The organism is Terriglobales bacterium, assembly GCA_035691485.1.
Lineage (GTDB): Bacteria > Acidobacteriota > Terriglobia > Terriglobales > Acidobacteriaceae > JAIQGF01.
In genome coordinates this window covers 1-20,629 of the sequence record DASSIZ010000041.1, presented here as the reverse complement: position 1 = coordinate 20,629, position 20,629 = coordinate 1, and the positions used below count along the sequence as shown (strand labels likewise).

Below are 20,629 nucleotides of genomic sequence, written 5' to 3'. Positions count from 1 at the left end.
GAGGACCACTACGACCTGGAAAAAATCAAAGACCGCATCCTCGAGTATCTGGCGGTGCGCAAGCTGAAAGAAGATCGCCAGGGGACCGAGACCGGCGGCCCCGGCACCGGCGCGCCGACCAGTCGCGAGCCGATCTTGTGCTTCGTCGGCCCACCAGGTGTCGGCAAGACCTCGCTGGGCCACTCCATTGCCCGTGCGCTTGGGCGCGAGTTCGTGCGCATGTCACTCGGCGGCATCCACGACGAGGCCGAAATTCGCGGACATCGCCGCACCTACATCGGCGCGTTGCCCGGTCGCATCATTCAGTCGATCCGCCGGGCCAACAGCAACGACCCAGTCTTCATGCTCGACGAGGTGGATAAGGTGGCTTCGGACTGGCGCGGCGACCCGTCGTCGGCCCTGCTCGAAGTGCTCGACCCCGAGCAGAACTTCATGTTCGTTGACCATTACCTGGATGTGGAGTATGATTTGAGCCAGGTATTCTTCATCGCAACGGCCAACGTGCTGCACACTGTTCCCCCGGCATTGCAGGATCGCATGGAGGTAATTCGGCTTTCGGGCTACACCGAGCTGGAGAAGCTGGAGATCGCGCGCCGTTTTCTGGTGCGCAAGCAGAAAGAGCAGGCGGGCCTGTCGGACGAGCAGATCGAGTTTGCGGATAGCGGGCTCGAGGGGTTGATTCAGTCGTATACGCGTGAAGCCGGCGTTCGCAACCTGGAGCGCGAAATCGGCAACGTCTGCCGCAAGGTGGCGCGCAAGGTCGTTCGCGACCAGAACTTCACCATCACCGTCAACGGCGAAAACATTGGCGAATACCTCGGTGTCACCAAGTTCCGGGACGCGCTCGCGCACGAGCGCAGCGAAGTCGGCCTGGTCACCGGGCTGGCTTGGACCGAGGTCGGCGGCTCCATTCTCGCCACCGAAGCCACCGTGGTGGACGGCAAAGGCAAGCTGCTGTTGACCGGCAAGCTTGGCGACGTCATGCAGGAATCGGCGCAGGCGGCGATGAGCTACGTGCGCTCGCGCTCGCATCGCCTCGGCCTGCCGCGCGACTTCTACCGCAATATCGATATCCACGTGCACGTGCCCGAGGGCGCCATTCCCAAGGACGGCCCCTCGGCGGGCATCACCATCGGAACTGCCATTGCCAGCGCGCTCAGCCGCATTCCGGTGCGTCGCGATATCGCCATGACCGGCGAAATTACGCTCCGCGGCAAGGTCCTGCCCATCGGCGGCCTCAAGGAAAAGCTGCTGGCGGCGCATCGCGTCGGCATCATGGAAGCCGTTCTCCCCAAGGACAACGAAAAGGACTTGCCCGACATTCCGGAAAATCTGCGCGCTGCCATGAAGCTGCACTTCGTCGATACCATGGATGACGTGCTGCGCATCGCGCTGGAGAAACCGCTGCCCCCGGTTTCCAAGGAAGCGGCAGAAGCTGCCGAGGCGGGCCCGCTCCTGACCCCCACGTCCGGGGATCAACCGACGGCACATCAATGATGTTCTAACCGCTGTCGTTTTTAGCGAGAGCCCGCGCACGCAGCGGGCTTTTGTTTTAACCGATGAATGTTCGCCGCCAACACGTCCTGCTTGCCCTGCTGGTTGCCATCAGCGTCTTTGCCGGGTGGGAAGAATTTCGTCCGCGCGAGCGCATCACCCCGGCGGGACAGCCACCGCTGGCTGACTTGCAATCTGCCGAGCGGCTGCGCCGGGCCTTCAATTCCGCCCATGGCGCGCTACGGGTCATTGTGCTGCTGTCGCCAACTTGAGGCGTCTGCCAGCAGGGGGCCTCTGCTCTGAATTCGATCTTGCGTGACTTGCCCAACGATAACGTGCGCGTGTTCGTAGTCTGGGAGCCGGTGCTGGTCACCGACGTGGAGCCGCCGTCCAACCGCGAGCTGCAACGCGTTTCCGACACCCGGGCGCAACAGTTCTGGGACAAGGCTGCCGCTGTGTCGCGCGCTGTCAGCCCGCCGATTGTCGCGCCGGGGCAGGACGTCACGCGCCGGCGCTACCGCACCAGTGGCGACCGGCTCTGGGACACGATCGCCGTGTACCCGGCCGGCGCCGCCTGGGAAGACAAGCCGCCGGTGCCGATCTACACCGGAGGCCCGGTGGTGAACGTCGCTTCCGATCTGCGGAAGACGCTGCGGGATGCGATCGATCATCCCATGCTGGTAGAGTAAAAACCGGAAGTCGGCGCGTCGCCATGAAAGTCAATGCCAAATTCCTGCGCTCCTCCTCCGACGTCGCCCATTTCCCTCCCGCCGGCCCGCCGGAGATCGCGTTCCTGGGACGTTCCAACGTCGGCAAGTCCAGCCTGATTAATTCCCTGCTCGGCGAAAAGATGGCCAAGACCAGCTCGACTCCGGGCCGCACTCGCACCATCAATTTCTTCGAAGTCCGTCGCCCCGGCAAACCGCACCCGGAATGGCTGTTTGCCGATCTCCCCGGCTATGGATATGCTAAGCTGCCCCGCGAGCAGACTGCCGAGTGGCCTAAGTTCATCGAACCTTATCTTGAGAAGCGCGCCTCCCTGGCGCTGTGCATTGTCCTGGTGGACGTCAACATTCCCACTCAGCAGAGCGACAAACAGCTGGTGGAGTGGCTCCGCCATGCTCGCCGGCGGCACATTATCGTTGCCACCAAGGCCGACAAACTCTCCGCCAACAAGCTCACTCATTCCCTGCAGCGGATCCATGCCGACTTCCACTCCGAGAGCGCGGTGGCTTTTTCCGCCCGCACCGGAGCCGGGCGAGACCAATTGTGGCGGGAAATCTTTCTTAGTTGCGCGCAGTGATGCCCGAGCATCTGGGTCAGCGTATCCAACTGTTGTATTCCGCAACACAACGGCGAGCTGTTCATAAACTCATCGCTCGGCGAAGACGCATAATTCTTTAACACCTCTCCGGAATCCCTGCTGATCGGTGAGCAAACGCCAGCCGGCCATTGAAAACACAGGTCAACTTCCTCTCACTGTTGATCTTTGCAACACGCGTCACCCTCACGAGTGATCGGCCTCACAGCCTGCTCAGGACCCTAGGGTTGAAAATTTCAGCAGTTGGAAACCAATCCTGGCTCGCAGTAAGGAACGATCTACAAGGAGACTGGCTATCATGAAGACGTACAAACTCACGATCCTCGTTCTGATGATCGCGCTCGTCCTGTTCATCGCTCTTCCCAACCTGTCCTGGGCGGCGGAAGACGGTGCGGCCCTGTTCAAGGCGAATTGTGCCATGTGCCACGGCGCCGATGCCGCCGGCAAACCCGCCGTCAAAGCTCCCGCTGTGAAGGGCAAGACCGCCGCCGACGTCACTAAGGCGATGGCGAACCCGAAGCACGCCGCGGTGCAGAAGAAAGTCAACGAAGCGCAGATCAAGGCCATCGGCGACTACCTGGCCTCTCTGAAGTAACTTACTGCGGCCAACCCGCCGCGGCGCCGGTATTGTCCGGCAGAACCGAGGGTGGAGTGAAAAGCTCAGCCGCATCCCGGCTGACCCGCAGCCGGCAGGTTGCGGAGCTGAAACGGCCCAGACCCCAGGCGAGGGGCCTCGCAGCAAGCGCCCCTCGTCGCTTCTTGATTCAAACGTTCGTTCCGTATTCATCCGGCCGCCATTCCTGTCTTCATCGCGTGCATTCGAGCCTTCATTTTGCCGTCCGTGCCGGACTTGTCCTGCGCGCTCGCGGAGCCGCCCTTTCTTTCCGGAGAACCTCATGAGCAAGGCACTCTTATACGACGCCACGCTATGCATCGGCTGCAAGCAATGCGAGCAGGCGTGCGCCGATAAAAACAAGCTTCCCTACGACGACAAGGTGGCCGCCGAGGCGCGGCAGTCCGAGCACAAATTCACCGTCGTTCTCGCGAAGGACGATAAATTCATGCGCCGCCTGTGCATGAACTGCAACGATCCGGCTTGCGCTTCGGTTTGCCCGGTGGCGGCGTTGCGCAAGACCTCCGCCGGCCCGGTGATTTACGAAGCCAGCCGCTGCATGGGCTGCCGCTACTGCATGCTGGCGTGCCCCTTCGGCGTGCCCCGCTACGAGTGGAACAGCCTCAATCCCAAGGTCCAGAAGTGCACCATGTGCTCCGACCGCGTGCTTGCCGGCAACCCCACCGCGTGCGCGGAAGCCTGCCCCACCGGCGCTACCAAGTTCGGCGACCGCAACGAACTGCTGACCGAAGCCCGCCAGCGCCTGCGCGATAACCCGGGCAAGTACGTAGACCATATTTACGGCGAAAACGAGGTCGGCGGCACCAGCGTGCTGCTGCTCTCCAGCGTCGCCTTCGAGGAATTCGGCTACCGCACCGACTTCCCCCACGACCCCCTGCCCAATCGCACCTTTGCCGTGCAGTCGCGCATTCCCGACTTCGTGCCCCTGTGGGGTTCGCTGCTGGGCGGCATCTGGTGGATCACCCACCGCCGCGAAGAGGTTGCACTGGCTGAGGCCCGCAAGCCGGAGGAGAGAGGAAGCGCGAAATGAAAATTCCCAACATCAAGTGGTTCAGCTTCTGGAAGCTGATGCTGTATTTCGTGCTCGCCGCCGGCGCCTATGCCACGGTGTATCGTTTTGCGCTCGGTCTTGGTCCCTCCACCCATCTTTCCGACCAGTTCCCCTGGGGCATCTGGGTCGGCTTTGACGTGCTCTGCGGCGTGATGCTGGCCGCCGGCGGCTTCACCCTTACCGGCGCCGTGTACATCTTCAACATCAAGCGCCTAAAGCCAATCGTGCGTCCCACCGTCCTGACCGCGTTCCTCGGCTATGTCCTGGTAACCGTGGCGCTGATGGTGGATTTGGGCCGCCCCTACAACATCTGGCACCCACTCATCATGTGGAACCCACACTCGGTGATGTTCGAGGTGGGCTGGTGTGTCATGTGCTACACCACCGTGCTCTCGCTGGAGTTCTCGCCCATCGTGCTGGAGCGCTTCAACCTGGTGAAGCCGATCCTTTACATCCGCAAGGTGCTGATCCCGATCGTGATCATGGGCGTCATCTTCTCCACCCTGCACCAGTCCTCGCTAGGCTCCGTGTACCTGATCGTTCCCACGAAGCTGCATCCCTTCTGGTACTCACCGCTGCTGCCTGTGTTCTTCTTTCTCTCGGCGGTGGCCGTCGGCCTGGCCATGACCATCTTCGAGTCTTCCATGAGCGCCAAGCACTTCGGCCGGCAACTGGAACTCCACATCCTGAAAGACCTGGGCCGCGCGCTGATGGCGGTGCTCGTCGTTTACTCGGTCCTGCGCGCTGAAGACCTGCTGCACCGCGGCGTGTTCAGCAAACTCTTCGTCGCCGGCTATGAGCGCAACCTGTTCCTGCTGGAGGTGGCGCTGGCGTTGGTGATCCCCATTGTGCTGCTTGCCTTCCGCAAGGTACGTGAAACGCCCGGCGGACTCTACCTGGCTTCGGTGAGCACGTTGCTCGGGTTTGTCACCAACCGGTTGAACGTCGCGGTAACCGGGATGGAAGCCTCGGCGGGCGTCCGTTACATCCCCCGGTGGACAGAGATCGCGGTGACTGCGGCCATGGTGGGCGCCGGCTTCGCCATCTTCGGCCTCGCCGCGAAGTATTTGCCCATCTTTCCCGAGGAGCCTGCGGCACAGCCGGCCGCAGCGGAACATCGCGCTCCAGCCCCGGTAGTGGTGATGCAAGATGCCGATTGAAGATGAGTCGCCGGTCGATGGCCGGTCCTCGACCGCAACAGAAAAAACGCAGCCCGTTCCTCCCGCGCGAATCGGCTGGGACCCTGAGTTTGTCCCACCCGCGCCGGAGGCCGATCCGGCCGCCGAGTGGAAGCGCCAGGGCCGCAGCCTGAGCGCGAAACTCATCGCCCTGATTTTTTCCGCCATGGTGGTCATTTTCGCGCTGCTCGGCTATGCCAATATCCGCCTCCACCGCCACCACCTGGAGGCGGCCACCCTGGCCAGTGCCGAGCGCGTCAGCGACGTCATCAAGCGCAGCACTTCCTACCACATGCTACGCAACGATCGCGAAGCACTCTACAACGTCATCGGCACCATCGCCGCCGAGCCCGGCGTGGTTAAGGTACGTATCTTCGACAAGGAAGGGCGGATTGGTTATTCCAGCGACCCCAATGAGGTGGGGCGCGCCGTCGACAAGCGTGGCGAAGCCTGCTATGCCTGCCATGCCCAGGCGCAGCCGCTCTCCAAGCTCAATCGCCCCGACCGTTTTCGCATTTACCACGTCAATGGCGCCGGTCGGGTGCTCGGCATCATCAACCCGATCGAGAACGAGCCCGCCTGCTCCAACGCCGCCTGTCACGCGCATCCGGCAAGCCAGCAGATTCTCGGCGTGCTCGACACCAATGTCTCGCTGGCCAAAGCCGACAGCGGCCTCGCCGAAAGTACGCGCCTGATGCTCATCTACACCGTGCTGGCGGTAATCCTGATTTCCGTGCTCACCGGCGTCTTCGTCCTGCGGCTCGTACACCGCCCGGTCAGCATCCTGCAGCGCGGCACCGAACAACTCGCCAAGGGCGATCTCGGCTACCAGATCGCCATCAACTCCAAAGATGAACTCGGCGATCTCGCCCACTCCTTCAACATCATGAGCTTGCAGCTTCGCGCCGCCAACGAGGAGATCACTTCCTGGGCGCGCACCCTGGAGGCGAGGGTCGAAGACAAGACCAACGAATTGAAGCGCGCCCACGACCACGTGGTGTTGGTGGAAAAAATGGCTTCCATCGGCAAGATGGCCGCGGTGGTCGCGCACGAGATCAATAACCCGCTCTCCGGAATTTTGACTTACGCCAAGCTGCTCAAGAAATGGGTGCAGAGGGTGGAAGGCAACGAGCAAAAGCGAACCGAGATCCGCGAGTGCCTCGACCTGGTTGAATCCGAGAGCAAACGCTGCGGCGACCTGGTCAAGAACCTGCTCATGTTCTCGCGCACCGCGCCCATGAACCTGGAGTGGGCCAACGTCAACCAGGTGGTGGATCGCTGCATCCGCCTGGTCCAGCATCAGCTCGATCTCGGAAACATCCAGCTGCAGACCGAATTATCGGAAGACCTGCCCATGCTGCATTGCGATCCCGCGCAGGTGGAGCAGGTGCTGCTCGCGCTGGTGATGAACGCCATCGACGCCATGCCGCGCGGCGGCAACCTGCTGGTGCGCACCCGCTCCCTGCCGCAAAGCAAGCGGATCGAAGTCCAGGTTCGCGACGACGGCGTCGGCATCCAGCCTGACCTGCTGCCGCGCATGTTCGAGCCTTTCCTCACGACCAAGGAGACGGGCAAGGGCGTGGGGCTGGGCCTGGCCATCAGCAAGACCATCGTCGAGCGCCACGGCGGCGTGATTGAAGTGGAATCGCAGCCCGGCCGCGGCACCACGTTTTACATCTTCCTGCCGGTGGACGCGCACCTGGTGTCGGAACCGGCCGCCGCCATGGCAGAAAAGAGCAGTGGCTAGCACCACCGACATACGCATCACGAACTCGAGGTTTCGATGAACTCAAGCAAAGGCAAACTTCTCATTGTGGACGATGAGCTCAGCGTACGTGATTCGCTGGCCAAGTGGTTCCGCGAAGAGGGATACGAGATGGGCACCGCCGAGAATGCCCAGGAAGCGCTCGCCCGTCTCGGCGAAGGCAAATGGGACCTGGCGCTGGTGGACATCAAGATGCGCGGCACCGACGGGATCGAGCTGCAGCGCCGCATGCGCGAGATTGACCCGGAGATGATTGTCATCATCATGACCGGCTACGCCTCGGTCGAAACCGCGGTCGCCGCTCTCAAGAACGGCGCCTACGACTACGTCACCAAGCCGCTCGATCCCGACGACATCGCCCACCAGGTCCAGAAGGCTCTCTCCCATCGCAAGGTGCAGCAGGAAAACGTGCGTCTGCGCGAGACCGTGGCCGAAGTGCAGCGTCCGCCCGACCTGGTCGGGCAGGGCAAGGCCATGCAGAAAGTTTTTGACGCCATTGAGACCGTCGCCGCCACCGACGCCACCGTGCTTATCACCGGCGAAAGCGGCACCGGCAAGGAAATCGTCGCCCGCGCCGTCCATGCCGGCAGTCCGCGCAAGTTCCAGCCGCTGGTCGCCATTCACTGCGGCGCCTTGACCGAAACCCTGCTGGAGAGCGAACTGTTTGGCCACGAGAAAGGCGCCTTCACCGGGGCGCAGTACCGCAAGAAAGGCAAATTCGAGATCGCCGAGGGCGGCACCGTTTTTCTCGATGAAATCGGCGATATTTCCCTGAAGACCCAGACCGACCTGCTGCGCGTTCTGCAGGAGCGCGAGATCGTTCGCGTTGGCGGCAACCAGCCCATCAAGGTCGATTTCCGCTGCGTCGCCGCCACCAACAAGGACCTCGAGAAGCTCATCGACGAAGGCCGCTTCCGCCCCGACCTTTTTTACCGGCTCAACGTCTTTCGCATCGAGCTTCCTCCCCTGCGCGACCGCAAGGAGGACATTCCGCTGCTGGTCGAGCATTTTCTGCGCAAGTTCGCTCTCGCCATGAACAAGCGCATCACCCGCGTCGCTCCCTCAGCCATGTACCAGCTCCAGCAGTACGCCTGGCCCGGCAACGTGCGCGAACTGGAGAATGCGGTGGAGCGCGCCATGGTGGTAGCGCAGGAGCCTGAATTGCGCGAGTCCGATTTCATCCTCAAGCCGCGCGCCTCCGGCGAAGCCGAGGGCAAAACCCTCGACGACATCGAAAAAGCACACATCCTGCGCGTGCTGGAGGAATGCGGCGGCAACCAGACACGCACCGCCGAGGTCCTCGACATCGACCGCGTTACCCTGCACAACAAGCTGAAAAAATACGGCTGGAGCAGGAACGGGGCCGCCGTCGGCGCCGACAAATGAAGCTGCTGCAGTTGCTCCCCATCGGCGACATCGATCTGCGTGCGCTCGAGCGGGTGGGTCCGCTGATCGCGCAGCAGTTTCACGTTCCCTGGGACATCCTGCAGCCGCGCCTCGATCCCCAGTTCGCCTACCACGCCGAGCGCCGCCAGTTTCACTCCAGCGAATTGCTCGTCCGCATGCACAATTATCTCGGCCCGGAGTGCTGGCGCATGCTCGGCGTCACCGCCGACGACCTCTACATTCCCATCCTCACCTTCGTCTTCGGCGAGGCGCAAATGGCCGGACCCGCCGCCGTCGTCTCCACCCATCGTCTACGCCAAAGTTTTTACGGGCTTCCGGCCGATGAAGACCTGGAACGCGATCGCCTGCTGAAAGAGGCGGTTCACGAACTCGGACACACTCTCGAACTTCGCCATTGCGCCGATTACCGCTGCGCCATGGCCGCTTCTCACGCGGTGGAGTGGATTGACCTCAAAGAGAGCGGCTTGTGTCCGGCTTGCAGCGAACGCACCTCGCCCCTGCTGCCGGTTCGCAAGAGCGCGCGCTTCCGATTCTTCTGAAAACATCGGCAAGCGACTCATTGCCTCGTTTTGATGGTGGGAAAAGCCAGACCGCGGATTCACGGGGATCTTCACGGATCTTTTCTTGATCCGCACGCCTTCGACGGTCGGAAATAGGTCTTTCGGACATTTTTTTCGGCCGGCTGCCCATTTCCGTTCGCCCCCCGATTTGCCCGTTCGCTGCAGGCTGGTTCCGGTTGGCTCCCGTTTTTCGCTTGCCTTGTGACGCCTCCTCACACCCCCACGTGAGCAGGGTCACAGACCATTGATACACACGCTGCTTAACTCCTTATTCTGCATGTCTATCAACATCGGACTGGATATCGGCGCCGTCAGCCTGAAACTGGCCGCCATCGGCTCCACGGGCGACGCCGGGCGGTTCGAGCGCCTCACTGCGAAAAATCCTGACGGATTTTTCCCCGCCGAGTTCCCTGCCGCTGCCGCTCTCGCCGGCCGCCCGCTGGTGCTCTCGCGCTACCGTCGCATCCAGGGCAGCCCCATGCAGTCCACCTTCGACCTGTTGAAAGAGTTCTACGAGCACGTGCCGGAAGAGAACGTGGAAGGCATCCGGGTCACCGGCTCCGGCAGCGAGATGATCGCCAAGCTACTCGGTATTTATTTCGAGAATGAATTCCGCGCCGTCGCCAAGGGTGTTCGCGAGTTCTATCCCGCGGTGCGCACCGTCTTCGAGATGGGCGGCGAAACCTCGAAGTACATCCGGCTGGAGCCCAACGAGCAATCCAAGTACCTCGGCATCGTGGACTACCAGTCCAGCGGCGATTGCGCCGCCGGCACCGGATCGTTCATTGACCAGCAGGCCTCGCGTCTTCTTTACACGGTGGAAGAGGTGGGCCCGGCCGCTTGCGCCGCAAGTTGCGCGGCGCGCGTCGCCGGACGCTGTTCGGTATTCGCCAAGTCCGACATGATCCACGCCCAGCAAAAGGGCTACACCACAGACCAGATTCTCCGCGGCTTGTGCGACGCGGTAGCGCGCAACTTCAAGTCGGCGATCGTGAAGGGCAAGCAGGTCATGCCGCCGGTAGCGTTCGTGGGTGGCGTCGCTCTCAATGCCGGCGTGCGCAACGCCATGCGCGACGCCTTCCAGCTCAGCGACCAGGATTTTATCGTTCCCGAGCACTACTGCTGGCTGGGAGCGTTGGGGGCGGCGATCTTCGAGACCGCCGAGATGCGCAAGCGTTCCTTCAAGCGCATCCATCAGCTGCGCCAGCACACCGGGAAACAGGTCTTCGCAGGCTCGGAACGGCTGTCCATGAACAACGTGCTGCTGCTTCGCGACCACGTGGCGGACGTGGCCACGCCCGCGACGGGAAAGATCGACGCCTATCTCGGCATCGATATCGGCTCCGTCAGCACCAACCTGGTCGCGATCGACAATGGCGGCAATCTGCTGTACGAAATTTACCTGCGCACGCAGGGACGCCCCATCGAGGTTGTCAACGCCGGATTGGCGGAGATCGAGCAGGCGCTCGGCGACCGCCTCAACGTCCTCGGAGTGGGCACCACCGGCTCGGGCCGCGAATTGATCGGCGAACTTGTGGGCGCCGATACGGTCAACGACGAAATCACCGCGCACAAGACCGGCGCAATGCATGTCTCCGACCGGCTCGGAATGGATCGCGTGGACACCATCTTCGAGATCGGCGGCCAGGATTCCAAGTTCATCCGCATCGACGACGGCGTGGTCGTGGACTTCACCATGAACGAAGCCTGCGCCGCCGGAACCGGATCGTTCCTCGAAGAGCAGGCGGAAAAGCTTGGAATTTCGATCAAGGGCGAATTTGCGCAGATGGCGCTGGCCTCGCAAAAACCCGCGCGCCTGGGCGAGCGCTGCACCGTCTTTATGGAGCGCGACGTTACCAGCCTGCTCTTGAAGGGCGCGGAAGTCGGCGACCTGGCGGCCGGGCTGGCGTACTCGGTGGCGCTCAATTACCTGAACCGGGTGGTGCGCGGACGAAAGATCGGCGACGTCATCTTCTTTCAGGGCGGCACCGCCTATAACGACGCCGTCGCCGCCGCCTTTTCCCAGATCCTGGGCAAGCGCATCATCGTGCCGCCGCACAATGGTGTAATCGGAGCCATCGGCATGGCCCTGATCGCGCAAGCGGTGATGCAACAACGCGGCCATCCGCCCAGCAAGTTCCGCGGCTACCATCTGGACCGCGTGGACTACAAAACGCGCGAATTCGTCTGCAAGGCTTGCTCCAATTTCTGCGACATCAAGGAATTCAACGTCGAGGGCCAGCGCAGCTACTGGGGCGACAAGTGTTCCGACAAGTTCCGCAAGCGCGCCCGCACCGACCGCAAGCCGGTGATCGAAGACCTGGTCGAGTATCGCGATAGGGTTCTTGAGCAGGTGCTGAAGCCGGCGGCCGGACATCGCCGGAAAGTCGGCATCCCCCGCACCATGTTTTTCTTCGACAAGTTTCCCTTCTGGTGCGCGTACATGCAGGAACTGGGATTCGATGTCGTGGTATCGCCACGCACCGACCCGGTGATCGCGTCCAGCGGCGACGAACTCGCAATTGCGCAGCCGTGCTTTCCCGTCAAAGTCGCGCACGGACACGTCAGGAAACTGCTGGAGAGCGGCGTGGATTACATCCTGCTGCCCAACGCTCTGAACGAATACACCGTGCAGCCGAACGAAGAGTCGCACCTTTGCCCCTGGAACCAGACGCTGCCGTTTGTCGTGCGCGCCGTCCCGCAGATGGAAGCCGCGAGTGCGAAGTTCCTGGCGCCCACCGTGAATTTCCGCTACGGGCGCAGGCACGTGGAACAGGAATTGGCAGAGTTTGCCAAGGCGCTCAACATTTCCCGCCGCATGAGTGATCGCGCTGTGACCGCGGCGTATGCGGCGCAAGGCGCTTTTACCGACCAGTTGCTGGAAGCCGGAGCGCAGGCGCTCGACGCCGTCGAGCGCAGCGGAGAACCCGCGCTGGTGCTGGTCGGCCGCGCCTACAACCTCTACGACCGCAGCATCAACTGCGACATTCCACGCAAGCTGCGCGCGCAGTACGGCGCCAACGTCATCCCCATGGACTTCCTTCCGCTCGAGCAGGAGGACATCCGGGAAGTGAATCCGAACATGTATTGGAATTCCGGCCGGCGTATCCTGGCGGCAGCGCGCATTACCAAGCACCGCCGTAACCTGCACGTGGTGTACATCTCGAACTTCAAGTGTGGTCCCGACTCTTACATCAAGAGCTTCATGAGTGAGGCCGCCGGCAAGCCGGGCCTGGTGCTCCAGTTCGACGGCCACTCCAACGACGCGGGCTTCATCACCCGTTGCGAAGCCTATCTCGACAGCAAAGGATTCCTGCGATGCTCCGCCACCGCCACGTAAGCCGCAAGATCGGCGCCGCTCACCCGCTGGCCGGAAAGAGAGTGTTCATTCCGTCCATGGCGCAGGGCAGCGTGGAAGCCTTCGCCAGCGTATTCCGGTGGCTCGGCATTGACGCCTGCCCGACCCCGCCCTCGAACTCGCGCACGCTGGAATTGGGCGCTAAGTTCACCGCCGGGGACGAGTGTTACCCGGCCAAGGTCACCGTGGGTGACTTTCTGCGGATCGTGGAGGAGCCGGGATTCGATGCCCAGCGGACCGTGTTCTTCATGGCCACGGCGGACGGTCCCTGCCGCTTTGGCCAGTACGCGCCTTTCTTGCGCAAGCTGCTGGATGAAGCCGGGTATCGCGACGTGCAGGTCTTCTCGCCGCACAGCAAGAATGGATACGAAGACATCGGCGACGTCTCCGGACCATTCCTGCGCTCCTCGTGGCGTGCGCTGGTCGCCGCCGACCTGCTGCGCAAGGCCCTGCTCAAGACGCGCCCCTACGAGGTCACGCCGGGCGACGCCGACCGCGCCTTTGATGAATCGCTCGCCGACGTCTGCCAGACCATCGAGAACAGTTGTGCCGACACCTCATGCCAGCTCGAGCAGATGGTGGAATCATTGAAGCGCGCGCGCGAACGCTTCCGCCGCGTGTCCGCCCGCTATGACCGCGACCTGCCGCTGATCGGAGTGGTCGGGGAAATTTTCTGCCGCCTCAACAACTTCAGCAACGACGACCTGGTGCGCAAACTCGAAGGTTACGAGGCCGAAGCCTGGATCAGCGACATCATGGAGTGGATCGCTTACACCAACGCCGAGGTAGTGCGCCGCCTGAAGCTCACCGGCCGCAAGTGGACGCTGGAAATGGGCAAGACTTTGCTGCGGGACCACGTTCAAATGGCCGATGAACACGCCCTCGCCGCACCCTTCCACGAGGACGCGATCGGCTACGAAGAACCGCCCATCGAGGAGGTGCTTCGTCTCGCCGAGCCCTACCTGCCCGCCTCGGGCGTCATGGGCGAAATGGTGCTCAGCGTGGGAAAAGCTGCTTACCTGGCGAAACACGGGGCCGACGGCATTATCGATATCAGCCCGTTCACCTGCATGAACGGCATCGTCAGTGAAGCGGTGTATCCAAAATTAAGTAAAGATTACGGCGGGATTCCGATCCGCAATTTTTATTTTGACGGGACGCAGTCCGATCTCGACCGCGACCTCGGCATCTACATGGAGCTTGCCCGCTCCTACCGCGAAAAGAAGAAATTGCCGCGCCGCTACCCGGCGTATTTTGGTGCGTCGGCCGCGGATTAGCCGCTCCTGGTCACATTTCGAACCACGTTTCATCACCCAGCCGCAACACCGCGAATTTTGCGCTGCTATAATCCCCCGTTCTTTGCGCCTGCTGTGGGGAGAAGCCCGTGAACAAATTTGCCGCCGTCCTGCTCATTGTTGCCGCCTCATTCACGCCCGTCGCCGCACAGCGCGCCAAGAACGCGTCCCCGCAGCCCATTGCCTCCACAGCGGCTTCCCTGCAACCGCAGTTCAGCGAGACTCTGTACGATGGAATGAAGTGGCGTCTCATCGGCCCCTATCGGGGCGGGCGCGTGCTGGCTGTAACCGGCGTTCCCGGCCAGCCGAACACTTATTATTTCGGCGCCGTCGCCGGCGGCGTGTGGAAGACCACGGACGGCGCCGCCAGCTGGCAGCCGATGTCGGACAAGTACCCGTTCTGGTCGGTCGGCGCCATCGCCGTTGCGCCCTCGAATCCCAGCGTCGTTTACGTGGGCACAGGAGAGGCCTGCATCCGCGGCGACGTCACTTACGGCAACGGCGTCTGGAAGTCACTCGACGGCGGGAAGACCTGGCAGCACGTTGGACTGAAAGACACGCGCCAGATCGGGCGCATGTTCGTCGATCCCCACAATCCCAACATCGTGTTCGTCGCCGCTCTCGGCCACGCCTTCGGCCCCAATGCGGAGCGCGGCGTCTTTCGCACCACCGACGGCGGCTCGACGTGGCAGAAGGTCTTATATAAGGATGAGAAAACGGGCGCGATTGATTTGTCTTTCGATCCCAACAATCCCAGCCTTATCTTTGCCGCCATGTACGAAGCGCGGCGCTCGCCTTGGGAACTGGTGAGCGGCGGCCCGGGCAGCGGGCTGTATCGGTCCAGTGACGGCGGCGCAACCTGGAAGCAGATCACCGGCAATGGTTTTCCCAAGGGCGTTTTAGGACGCATAGGTGTGGCGGTCTCAGGCGCGAACCCCGATCGGATTTATGCCATCATCGAGGCCGAGCAGGGCGGGATCTATCGTTCCGACAATGGCGGAGAAAACTGGAGCAAGGTTTCCGGCGACTCGCGTTTCACTCAGCGCTCCTGGTACTACGGCCACATTTTCGCCGACCCGAAAAGCGCCGACACCGTGTACATGCTCAACGTCGGCATGTTCCGCTCCAGCGACGGCGGAAAGAGCTGGACCCAAGTCCGCGCGCCGCACGGCGATACTCACGGCCTGTGGATTGATCCTGATAACCCGCAGCGGATGATCGAGGGCAACGATGGCGGCGCTACCGTCTCGGCGGATGGCGGCAAGACGTGGACGACGCTTTATAACCAGCCGACGGCGCAGTTCTACCACGTCGCTGCCGACGACCGCTTCCGTTACTACGTCTACGGCGCGCAGCAGGACAACACCACCGTCGCCATCGCCAGCTCTACCGATCGTGGCACCATCGATCGCGAAGACTGGTACACCGTGGGCGGCGGCGAAGCCGGCTTCGTGGTTCCCTACCTGCCGGAGCCCAACATTGTCTTTGCCGGCTCCTACGATGGCCTGATCACGCGCTACAACAAGGCCACCGGCGAACTGCAGGACGTGAACCCCTGGCCCGACAATCCCATGGGCTGGGGCGCGGCGCAGCTGAAGTACCGTTTTCAGTGGACGGCGCCGATCGCTTTGTCCCCGCACGATTCCAACGTGCTCTATCACGGCGCCAACGTCGTTTTCCGCAGCACCAACATGGGCCACAGTTGGACCGCGATCAGCCCCGACCTCACGCGCAACGATAAAAGCAAGCAGGGCCCGTCCGGCGGCCCCATCACCAAGGACAACACCAGCATCGAGTATTACGACACAGTGTTCGCGATCGCCGAGTCGCCGCTGCAAAAGGGCCTGATCTGGGCGGGCAGCGACGATGGCCTGATTCACCTCACGCGTGACGACGGCGCGCACTGGCTGAACGTCACGCCCAAGGACTTGCCGGAATGGGGGACGGTGAGCCTGATTGATTCCTCACCCACCGACGCCGGCACCGCCCATGTCGCGGTCGACCGGCATCGCTTGGACGACCTCTCACCGTACATTTTCGTGACTCACGATTTTGGCAAATCGTGGGCCAGGATCGTAAACGGCATTCCTTCCGGATCGTTCGTCCATGCCGTCCGCCAGGATCCAGTGAATAAGGACATGCTCTACGCCGGCACCGAGACGGGCGTCTTTATATCGTGGGACGATGGATCGCACTGGCAGCCGCTCAAGCTCAACCTGCCGGACGTCCCTGTCCATGATCTCCTGATCAAGAATGATGACCTGGTCATTGCCACACACGGCCGCGCCTTCTGGAGTCTCGACGACATCACGCCGCTGCGAGAGCTCGCATCGGTTGGCGGCGCCGATGTCCACCTCTACAAGCCGGCGGCCGGCATTCGGCTGCGCGGTCGCGGCTTTAACATTCCCTCGCAAGCGCCGGTCGGCCAAAATCCGCCCGGACCTGTCGTGCTTGACTACTTCCTGAAATCGGCGCCGGAGGGCGAGGTCACGCTGGAGATCCTGGACGCGCAGGGCAAGCTGGTGCGCAAATTTTCCAGCCAGGAACCGAAGAAAAAGCGCCCGGTCGCGGAGTCGGAAAGCGAGTTCGACGAATTCCTTCCCCCTGCATCGCCCAAGCTCCCGGTGAAAGCGGGCATGAACCGCTTCTCCTGGGACGCGCGTTACGAGGCTCCCGCCAATGTACCCGGCCTCGCTCAGTGGGGAGGACGGCCGCGCGGCCCGCTGGCGTTGCCCGGGACGTACACCGCGCGGCTCACGGTGGGCGGCAAGCCGTACTCGGTGCCGCTTGAGGTGAAGCCCGATCCCCGCAACAAAGCCACGGCTGCCGACCTGGCGAAGCAATCGGAGCTGGCGGCCAACATCGCCCGGCGCATTGCCGAAGCCAATGGCGCGGTCAACCAGATGCGCGAGCTGCGGATCCAATTGGCCGAACTGAAAGATCGTTATGAGAAGGACGCGCGTGCCAAGGATGTGCTTGCTTCCACCGACGCGCTGGACAAAAAGGTCGCACCGGTGGAAGAAGCGATTGCCCAAACCAAGTCCAAGGCCAGCGAAGATCCGCTGAACTTTCCCATCCGCATCAACAACAAGCTACTGCTGTTGCAGCAAACAGTGGAGAGCGCCGATGCGGCACCGACGGAACAGTCCTCCGCCGTCTTCGACGAGCTCAACAGACAACTGGACGTCGCGCTGCAACGTTGGCAGCAGATTGTCAACAGCGATATTCCTGCGTTAAACGCCCTCATGCAGAAATCCAATCTGCCCGCGGTTTATCTGCCGGAGGGGCCGGAATAGAACGCGGCGGGCGGGAGTTATCAGACCGGTACCTAACAGATTTGCCTCGGCATAAAATTGCCGCGGTGCCCTAACATTGGTGCATCTCTTGTTTTGCAGGGGTTGCCTATGTCCGCTCGATGGGTGAAGCTGACTGCTTTTTTGATGGCTGTCCTGATGCCGTCGGCAATGATGTCGGCCGATATGGTGGGCGTCGTCCGCGTGTCTGGAAATGATGTCACCCTGGATGGGCGCGCCTGCGATTCGGGCGTCGTTGGATTCGACGGCGAACTGCTCTCCACCGGCGCCGATTCCAAAGCAACCGTGACCAGCCGCGGTACCACGATCTCCATGGCGACAAATTCGAGCGTAAAGCTCGGCACCAAGGCACTGGAACTGATCGTGGGTTCGGTGGTCGTAAGCTCCGATACCGGCAGTTCCACTCATGTGGAGGACGTTATCATCTCCACCGCTCCGGGCATGCGCGCTAAGTTCGTGGCGCAGCGAACCGACGATGAGTTACAGGTCGTGGCCCTGGAAGGCAGCGTAGAAGTCAGCGACGGTCAGCAGACAACCACCGTGCCGGCAGTGAGCGGCGGGAAAATCGGCCTCGGCAAAGGATCGAATGACAAGGGCCAGAAACATAAGAAATTTGCCTGGCTGAAGAACGACGACATCGGCCTGATCATCCTGGTGGGGGCGGCGGTCACGGCGGGTGTGGCCCTGGGCCTGGTGAACTCGGGCAACAAGAAAACCAGCGTCAGCGCGCCATAATGCGGAACAAACGATGGTGAGCGCGGCAGGATTCGAACCTAGGCGCGTTTCATGAAGGGTCCAGGTTGCCGTTTGTTCCTTCGGCGGTCGCAGGCTGGCCTCGCTGGCTCTGCACCTGGCGCCGCGAGTCTTGAGAGGTCGGCACAGATTCCGCTACACGGTCCGAGCATCCACGCCGGGCATCCTGACAATCCGAGACCTGCGGTTCATGGCGAGTTCGCACGCGTGACACGAGTATTCCGCTGAAAAGACCTTCGCCGGAAACCTACGGCCAGCGCGGCTTTACAAAGTTTTACATTTCAACTCTGCTTGACAGTGTCCTTGTCTGGGCATAGATTGCCTGCACCACGAGGATCAATCCTGCGCCGGAACAGTGGGGTTCCAGCGGATCGACAGGACTCCGTTCCATTAACCGACAACACAAGCCAGCAGAACCCCTGCTCGCTGAAGGAGAGGCAGATGCGCGTTTTTTCTCAGCCCTCGATTCGCAAGCTAGTCACAACCACTCGAACCGCGGCATGTCTGCCGTTGCTACTTGCAGCGGTACTTGCATTCAGTCTGACCGCGCTAGCCCAACGGACCGGCTTGGGTCCCGCTAGTGCCAACATGCGGCTGGTCGGACACGCTGATTTATTGGGCCGCGCAGCGTATCAGCCGACACTGCACACCATCAATGGACGCGTGTATCTCTTCGTCGGTCACTTTGGCGGCACGACGCTGCCCTCCGGCTTGACGCTGCATGGGCTGCCGAACGGCGGCACTTCCATCGTCGACGTTACCGAGCCCGCCAATCCTAAACAAGTAAACTTCATCCCGTCGAACGGGTCGCAAATGGTTCGCGTCTGCGACGGCGGTGTCATCGGTCAGGCAGGACACTATTACATGCTGCGCAACACCAGCAACACTCACGAGGTTTGGGACGTTACCAACCCAGCCAGCACTACAATCGCTGATCGCCTTTCGGTCATCCAGCCGGCCCCGGGCGCTTTTTTCACCAACACCCACAAGAACTGGTGGGAGTGCGATACCGGGATTGCATATATCGTTGCGGGAGCCGGCACGAAGTCGGCCGCACCCGACGGCTGGACGACCAACCAGCACATCAAGATCTACGATCTCAGCAACCCCTCCCATCCCGCGTATATCCGCGACATTGGCTTGGTTGGCCAGAACCCCGGTTCTGCGGTGACTACGGCCACCTCCGGGGTCCACGGGCCGATTTCGATTATCAATGAGCCGGGGACCGACGTGCCCGTGGAACGGATCTATGTTCCTTATGGAACGTCCTCGAATGGTGTGTTGCAGATCCTTTACCGGCAAAAAGTGCTGCCTCCCCCGTGGGGTACGTGGAATCCACAAACATCAGCGTCTATTGATCCGAGATTACACCCGACCGATGACGATCTTCGGTCGTTGGTTGTCGGCTCGATGGACATGACCCCCACCGAGGGTGCGCATACCTCGTTCCCGATTTTCAATGTGCCGCTCACCCATTATCAGGGATTCACCAGCAGTTCGACTCGTGACCTGGTGGCGCTGATTTCAGAAGAAACCGACAACCATTGCCAGGGAGCGCCGCACTTCGGCTACCTCGTCGATGCGAGCCGGACGGTCGGGGCTGGTGCAGCTCCGGGTTCGACCGGCGAGAAGCACCCCATGGTGATTTCGACCATGCAAGTTCACGAAGACTCGGCCAACCCTGACTTCTGTACTCGCGGCACGCGCTTCGGCCCGCATTCCACCAACGAGTCGTTCTACGCGCCGTATTACGGCAAGCTGCTGTTCATTGCGTACTTTGACGGTGGTGCGCGAGTCTTCGACATCCGGGACCCCTACCACCCGAAGAATGTCGCTTACTTCATTCCCAGTCTGACTGCGAATACGATCCCAACGGTCGTTAACAACGTGAGCTTTCTGGATGTATCCAGTGACAATTTGGAGGTCGACGATAGGGGCTATATCTATGACGTCGACCGTGTGGGCGGCGGAGCCGACATCTTGGAACTCACCGGGTGCGCCAAGCAGATTGTTGACCATAACGGGTTCTGCCAACAGGACCAGGGGCTTGCGAATCCACCCGACTGATGGATGAGAATCGACTGAAACAAATTCAGGGCGGCGCTGCCGAGGCGACCGCCCTTCTTCATTGTTGAAGTAGGCGGCTGTCGGAACCAGCCGCAGATATTGCGGAATTCGGCCTGGACAGCGTTTGTGGAGGAACTCCAAATTCCGTGAAAACTGCAAGTCGCTGAAAACTTTGGTGAGCGCGGCAGGATTCGAACCTGCGACCCATGCCTTAAAAGGACTCGCCGCTCGCAGAATCAGTCACTTGCCCGAAACATCCTTGCGCGTCCCCGAGTGCCCTTGGGGGCGCGTTTTCAATGAGCTAAAGAAACCGCCAAAATTCTGGGACACTCTGGGAGGTTCTGGGGTGGGCACAAAATTGGGCACAGTCGGGAGCGATCCCCAGGAGCTGCAGTTCTGGCTCTATTCATATGCGGCCCTGTTCAGGTATCT

Annotated in this window: 15 protein-coding genes; all 15 read left to right on the top strand. The window is 61.7% G+C overall.

Annotated elements, in window-relative coordinates:
* On the top strand, positions 1-1,497 hold a 1,497-nt coding region (gene lon, locus VFI82_05030; protein HET7184025.1), incomplete at its 5' end, for an endopeptidase La.
* A gap of 62 nt (positions 1,498-1,559) precedes the next feature.
* On the top strand, positions 1,560-1,766 hold the full coding sequence (locus tag VFI82_05025) for a hypothetical protein (protein ID HET7184024.1): 207 nt from the start codon (positions 1,560-1,562) through the stop codon (positions 1,764-1,766).
* Between the two features lie 39 nt (positions 1,767-1,805).
* Positions 1,806-2,183 carry a hypothetical protein gene (locus tag VFI82_05020; GenBank protein HET7184023.1) on the top strand — a complete coding sequence of 126 codons (378 nt, stop codon included), beginning with the start codon at positions 1,806-1,808 and terminating at the stop codon, positions 2,181-2,183.
* 23 nt (positions 2,184-2,206) lie between these two features.
* Positions 2,207-2,797: a ribosome biogenesis GTP-binding protein YihA/YsxC gene (yihA, locus tag VFI82_05015; GenBank protein ID HET7184022.1), complete on the top strand. Its 591-nt coding sequence runs from the start codon at positions 2,207-2,209 to the stop codon at positions 2,795-2,797.
* A 316-nt stretch (positions 2,798-3,113) separates the two neighbouring features.
* Positions 3,114-3,410 (top strand): c-type cytochrome, encoded by a 297-nt coding sequence (locus VFI82_05010; protein HET7184021.1) that lies wholly within the window; start codon positions 3,114-3,116, stop codon positions 3,408-3,410.
* A gap of 301 nt (positions 3,411-3,711) precedes the next feature.
* A complete protein-coding gene (locus VFI82_05005; GenBank protein HET7184020.1) occupies positions 3,712-4,479 on the top strand; it encodes a 4Fe-4S dicluster domain-containing protein in 768 nt (255 codons plus the stop codon).
* A complete protein-coding gene (gene hybB / locus VFI82_05000; GenBank protein HET7184019.1) occupies positions 4,476-5,660 on the top strand; it encodes a Ni/Fe-hydrogenase cytochrome b subunit in 1,185 nt (394 codons plus the stop codon). Before VFI82_05005 ends, hybB begins: the two co-directional genes overlap by 4 nt.
* Positions 5,650-7,425, top strand: a complete 1,776-nt coding sequence (locus VFI82_04995; GenBank protein ID HET7184018.1) for an ATP-binding protein — start codon at positions 5,650-5,652, stop codon at positions 7,423-7,425. The genes hybB and VFI82_04995 overlap by 11 nt, the downstream gene beginning before the upstream one ends.
* Positions 7,426-7,461: 36 nt before the next feature.
* The gene (locus tag VFI82_04990) at positions 7,462-8,829 is read left to right on the top strand and encodes a sigma-54 dependent transcriptional regulator (protein ID HET7184017.1); all 1,368 of its coding nucleotides are present in this window, start codon (positions 7,462-7,464) and stop codon (positions 8,827-8,829) included.
* Positions 8,826-9,389: an archaemetzincin family Zn-dependent metalloprotease gene (locus VFI82_04985; protein HET7184016.1), complete on the top strand. Its 564-nt coding sequence runs from the start codon at positions 8,826-8,828 to the stop codon at positions 9,387-9,389. Before VFI82_04990 ends, VFI82_04985 begins: the two co-directional genes overlap by 4 nt.
* 298 nt (positions 9,390-9,687) lie before the next feature.
* A complete protein-coding gene (locus VFI82_04980; GenBank protein HET7184015.1) occupies positions 9,688-12,750 on the top strand; it encodes an acyl-CoA dehydratase activase in 3,063 nt (1,020 codons plus the stop codon).
* Positions 12,729-14,045 (top strand): hypothetical protein, encoded by a 1,317-nt coding sequence (locus VFI82_04975; protein ID HET7184014.1) that lies wholly within the window; start codon positions 12,729-12,731, stop codon positions 14,043-14,045. The genes VFI82_04980 and VFI82_04975 overlap by 22 nt, the downstream gene beginning before the upstream one ends.
* Before the next feature lie 107 nt (positions 14,046-14,152).
* Positions 14,153-17,359, top strand: coding sequence for a hypothetical protein (locus tag VFI82_04970; GenBank protein ID HET7184013.1), 3,207 nt, complete (start codon positions 14,153-14,155; stop codon positions 17,357-17,359).
* Positions 17,360-17,467: 108 nt separating this feature from the next.
* On the top strand, positions 17,468-18,112 hold the full coding sequence (locus tag VFI82_04965) for a hypothetical protein (GenBank protein HET7184012.1): 645 nt from the start codon (positions 17,468-17,470) through the stop codon (positions 18,110-18,112).
* A gap of 606 nt (positions 18,113-18,718) precedes the next feature.
* On the top strand, positions 18,719-20,197 hold the full coding sequence (locus tag VFI82_04960; protein ID HET7184011.1) for a hypothetical protein: 1,479 nt from the start codon (positions 18,719-18,721) through the stop codon (positions 20,195-20,197).
* The last annotated feature ends 432 nt before the right edge of the window (positions 20,198-20,629 follow it).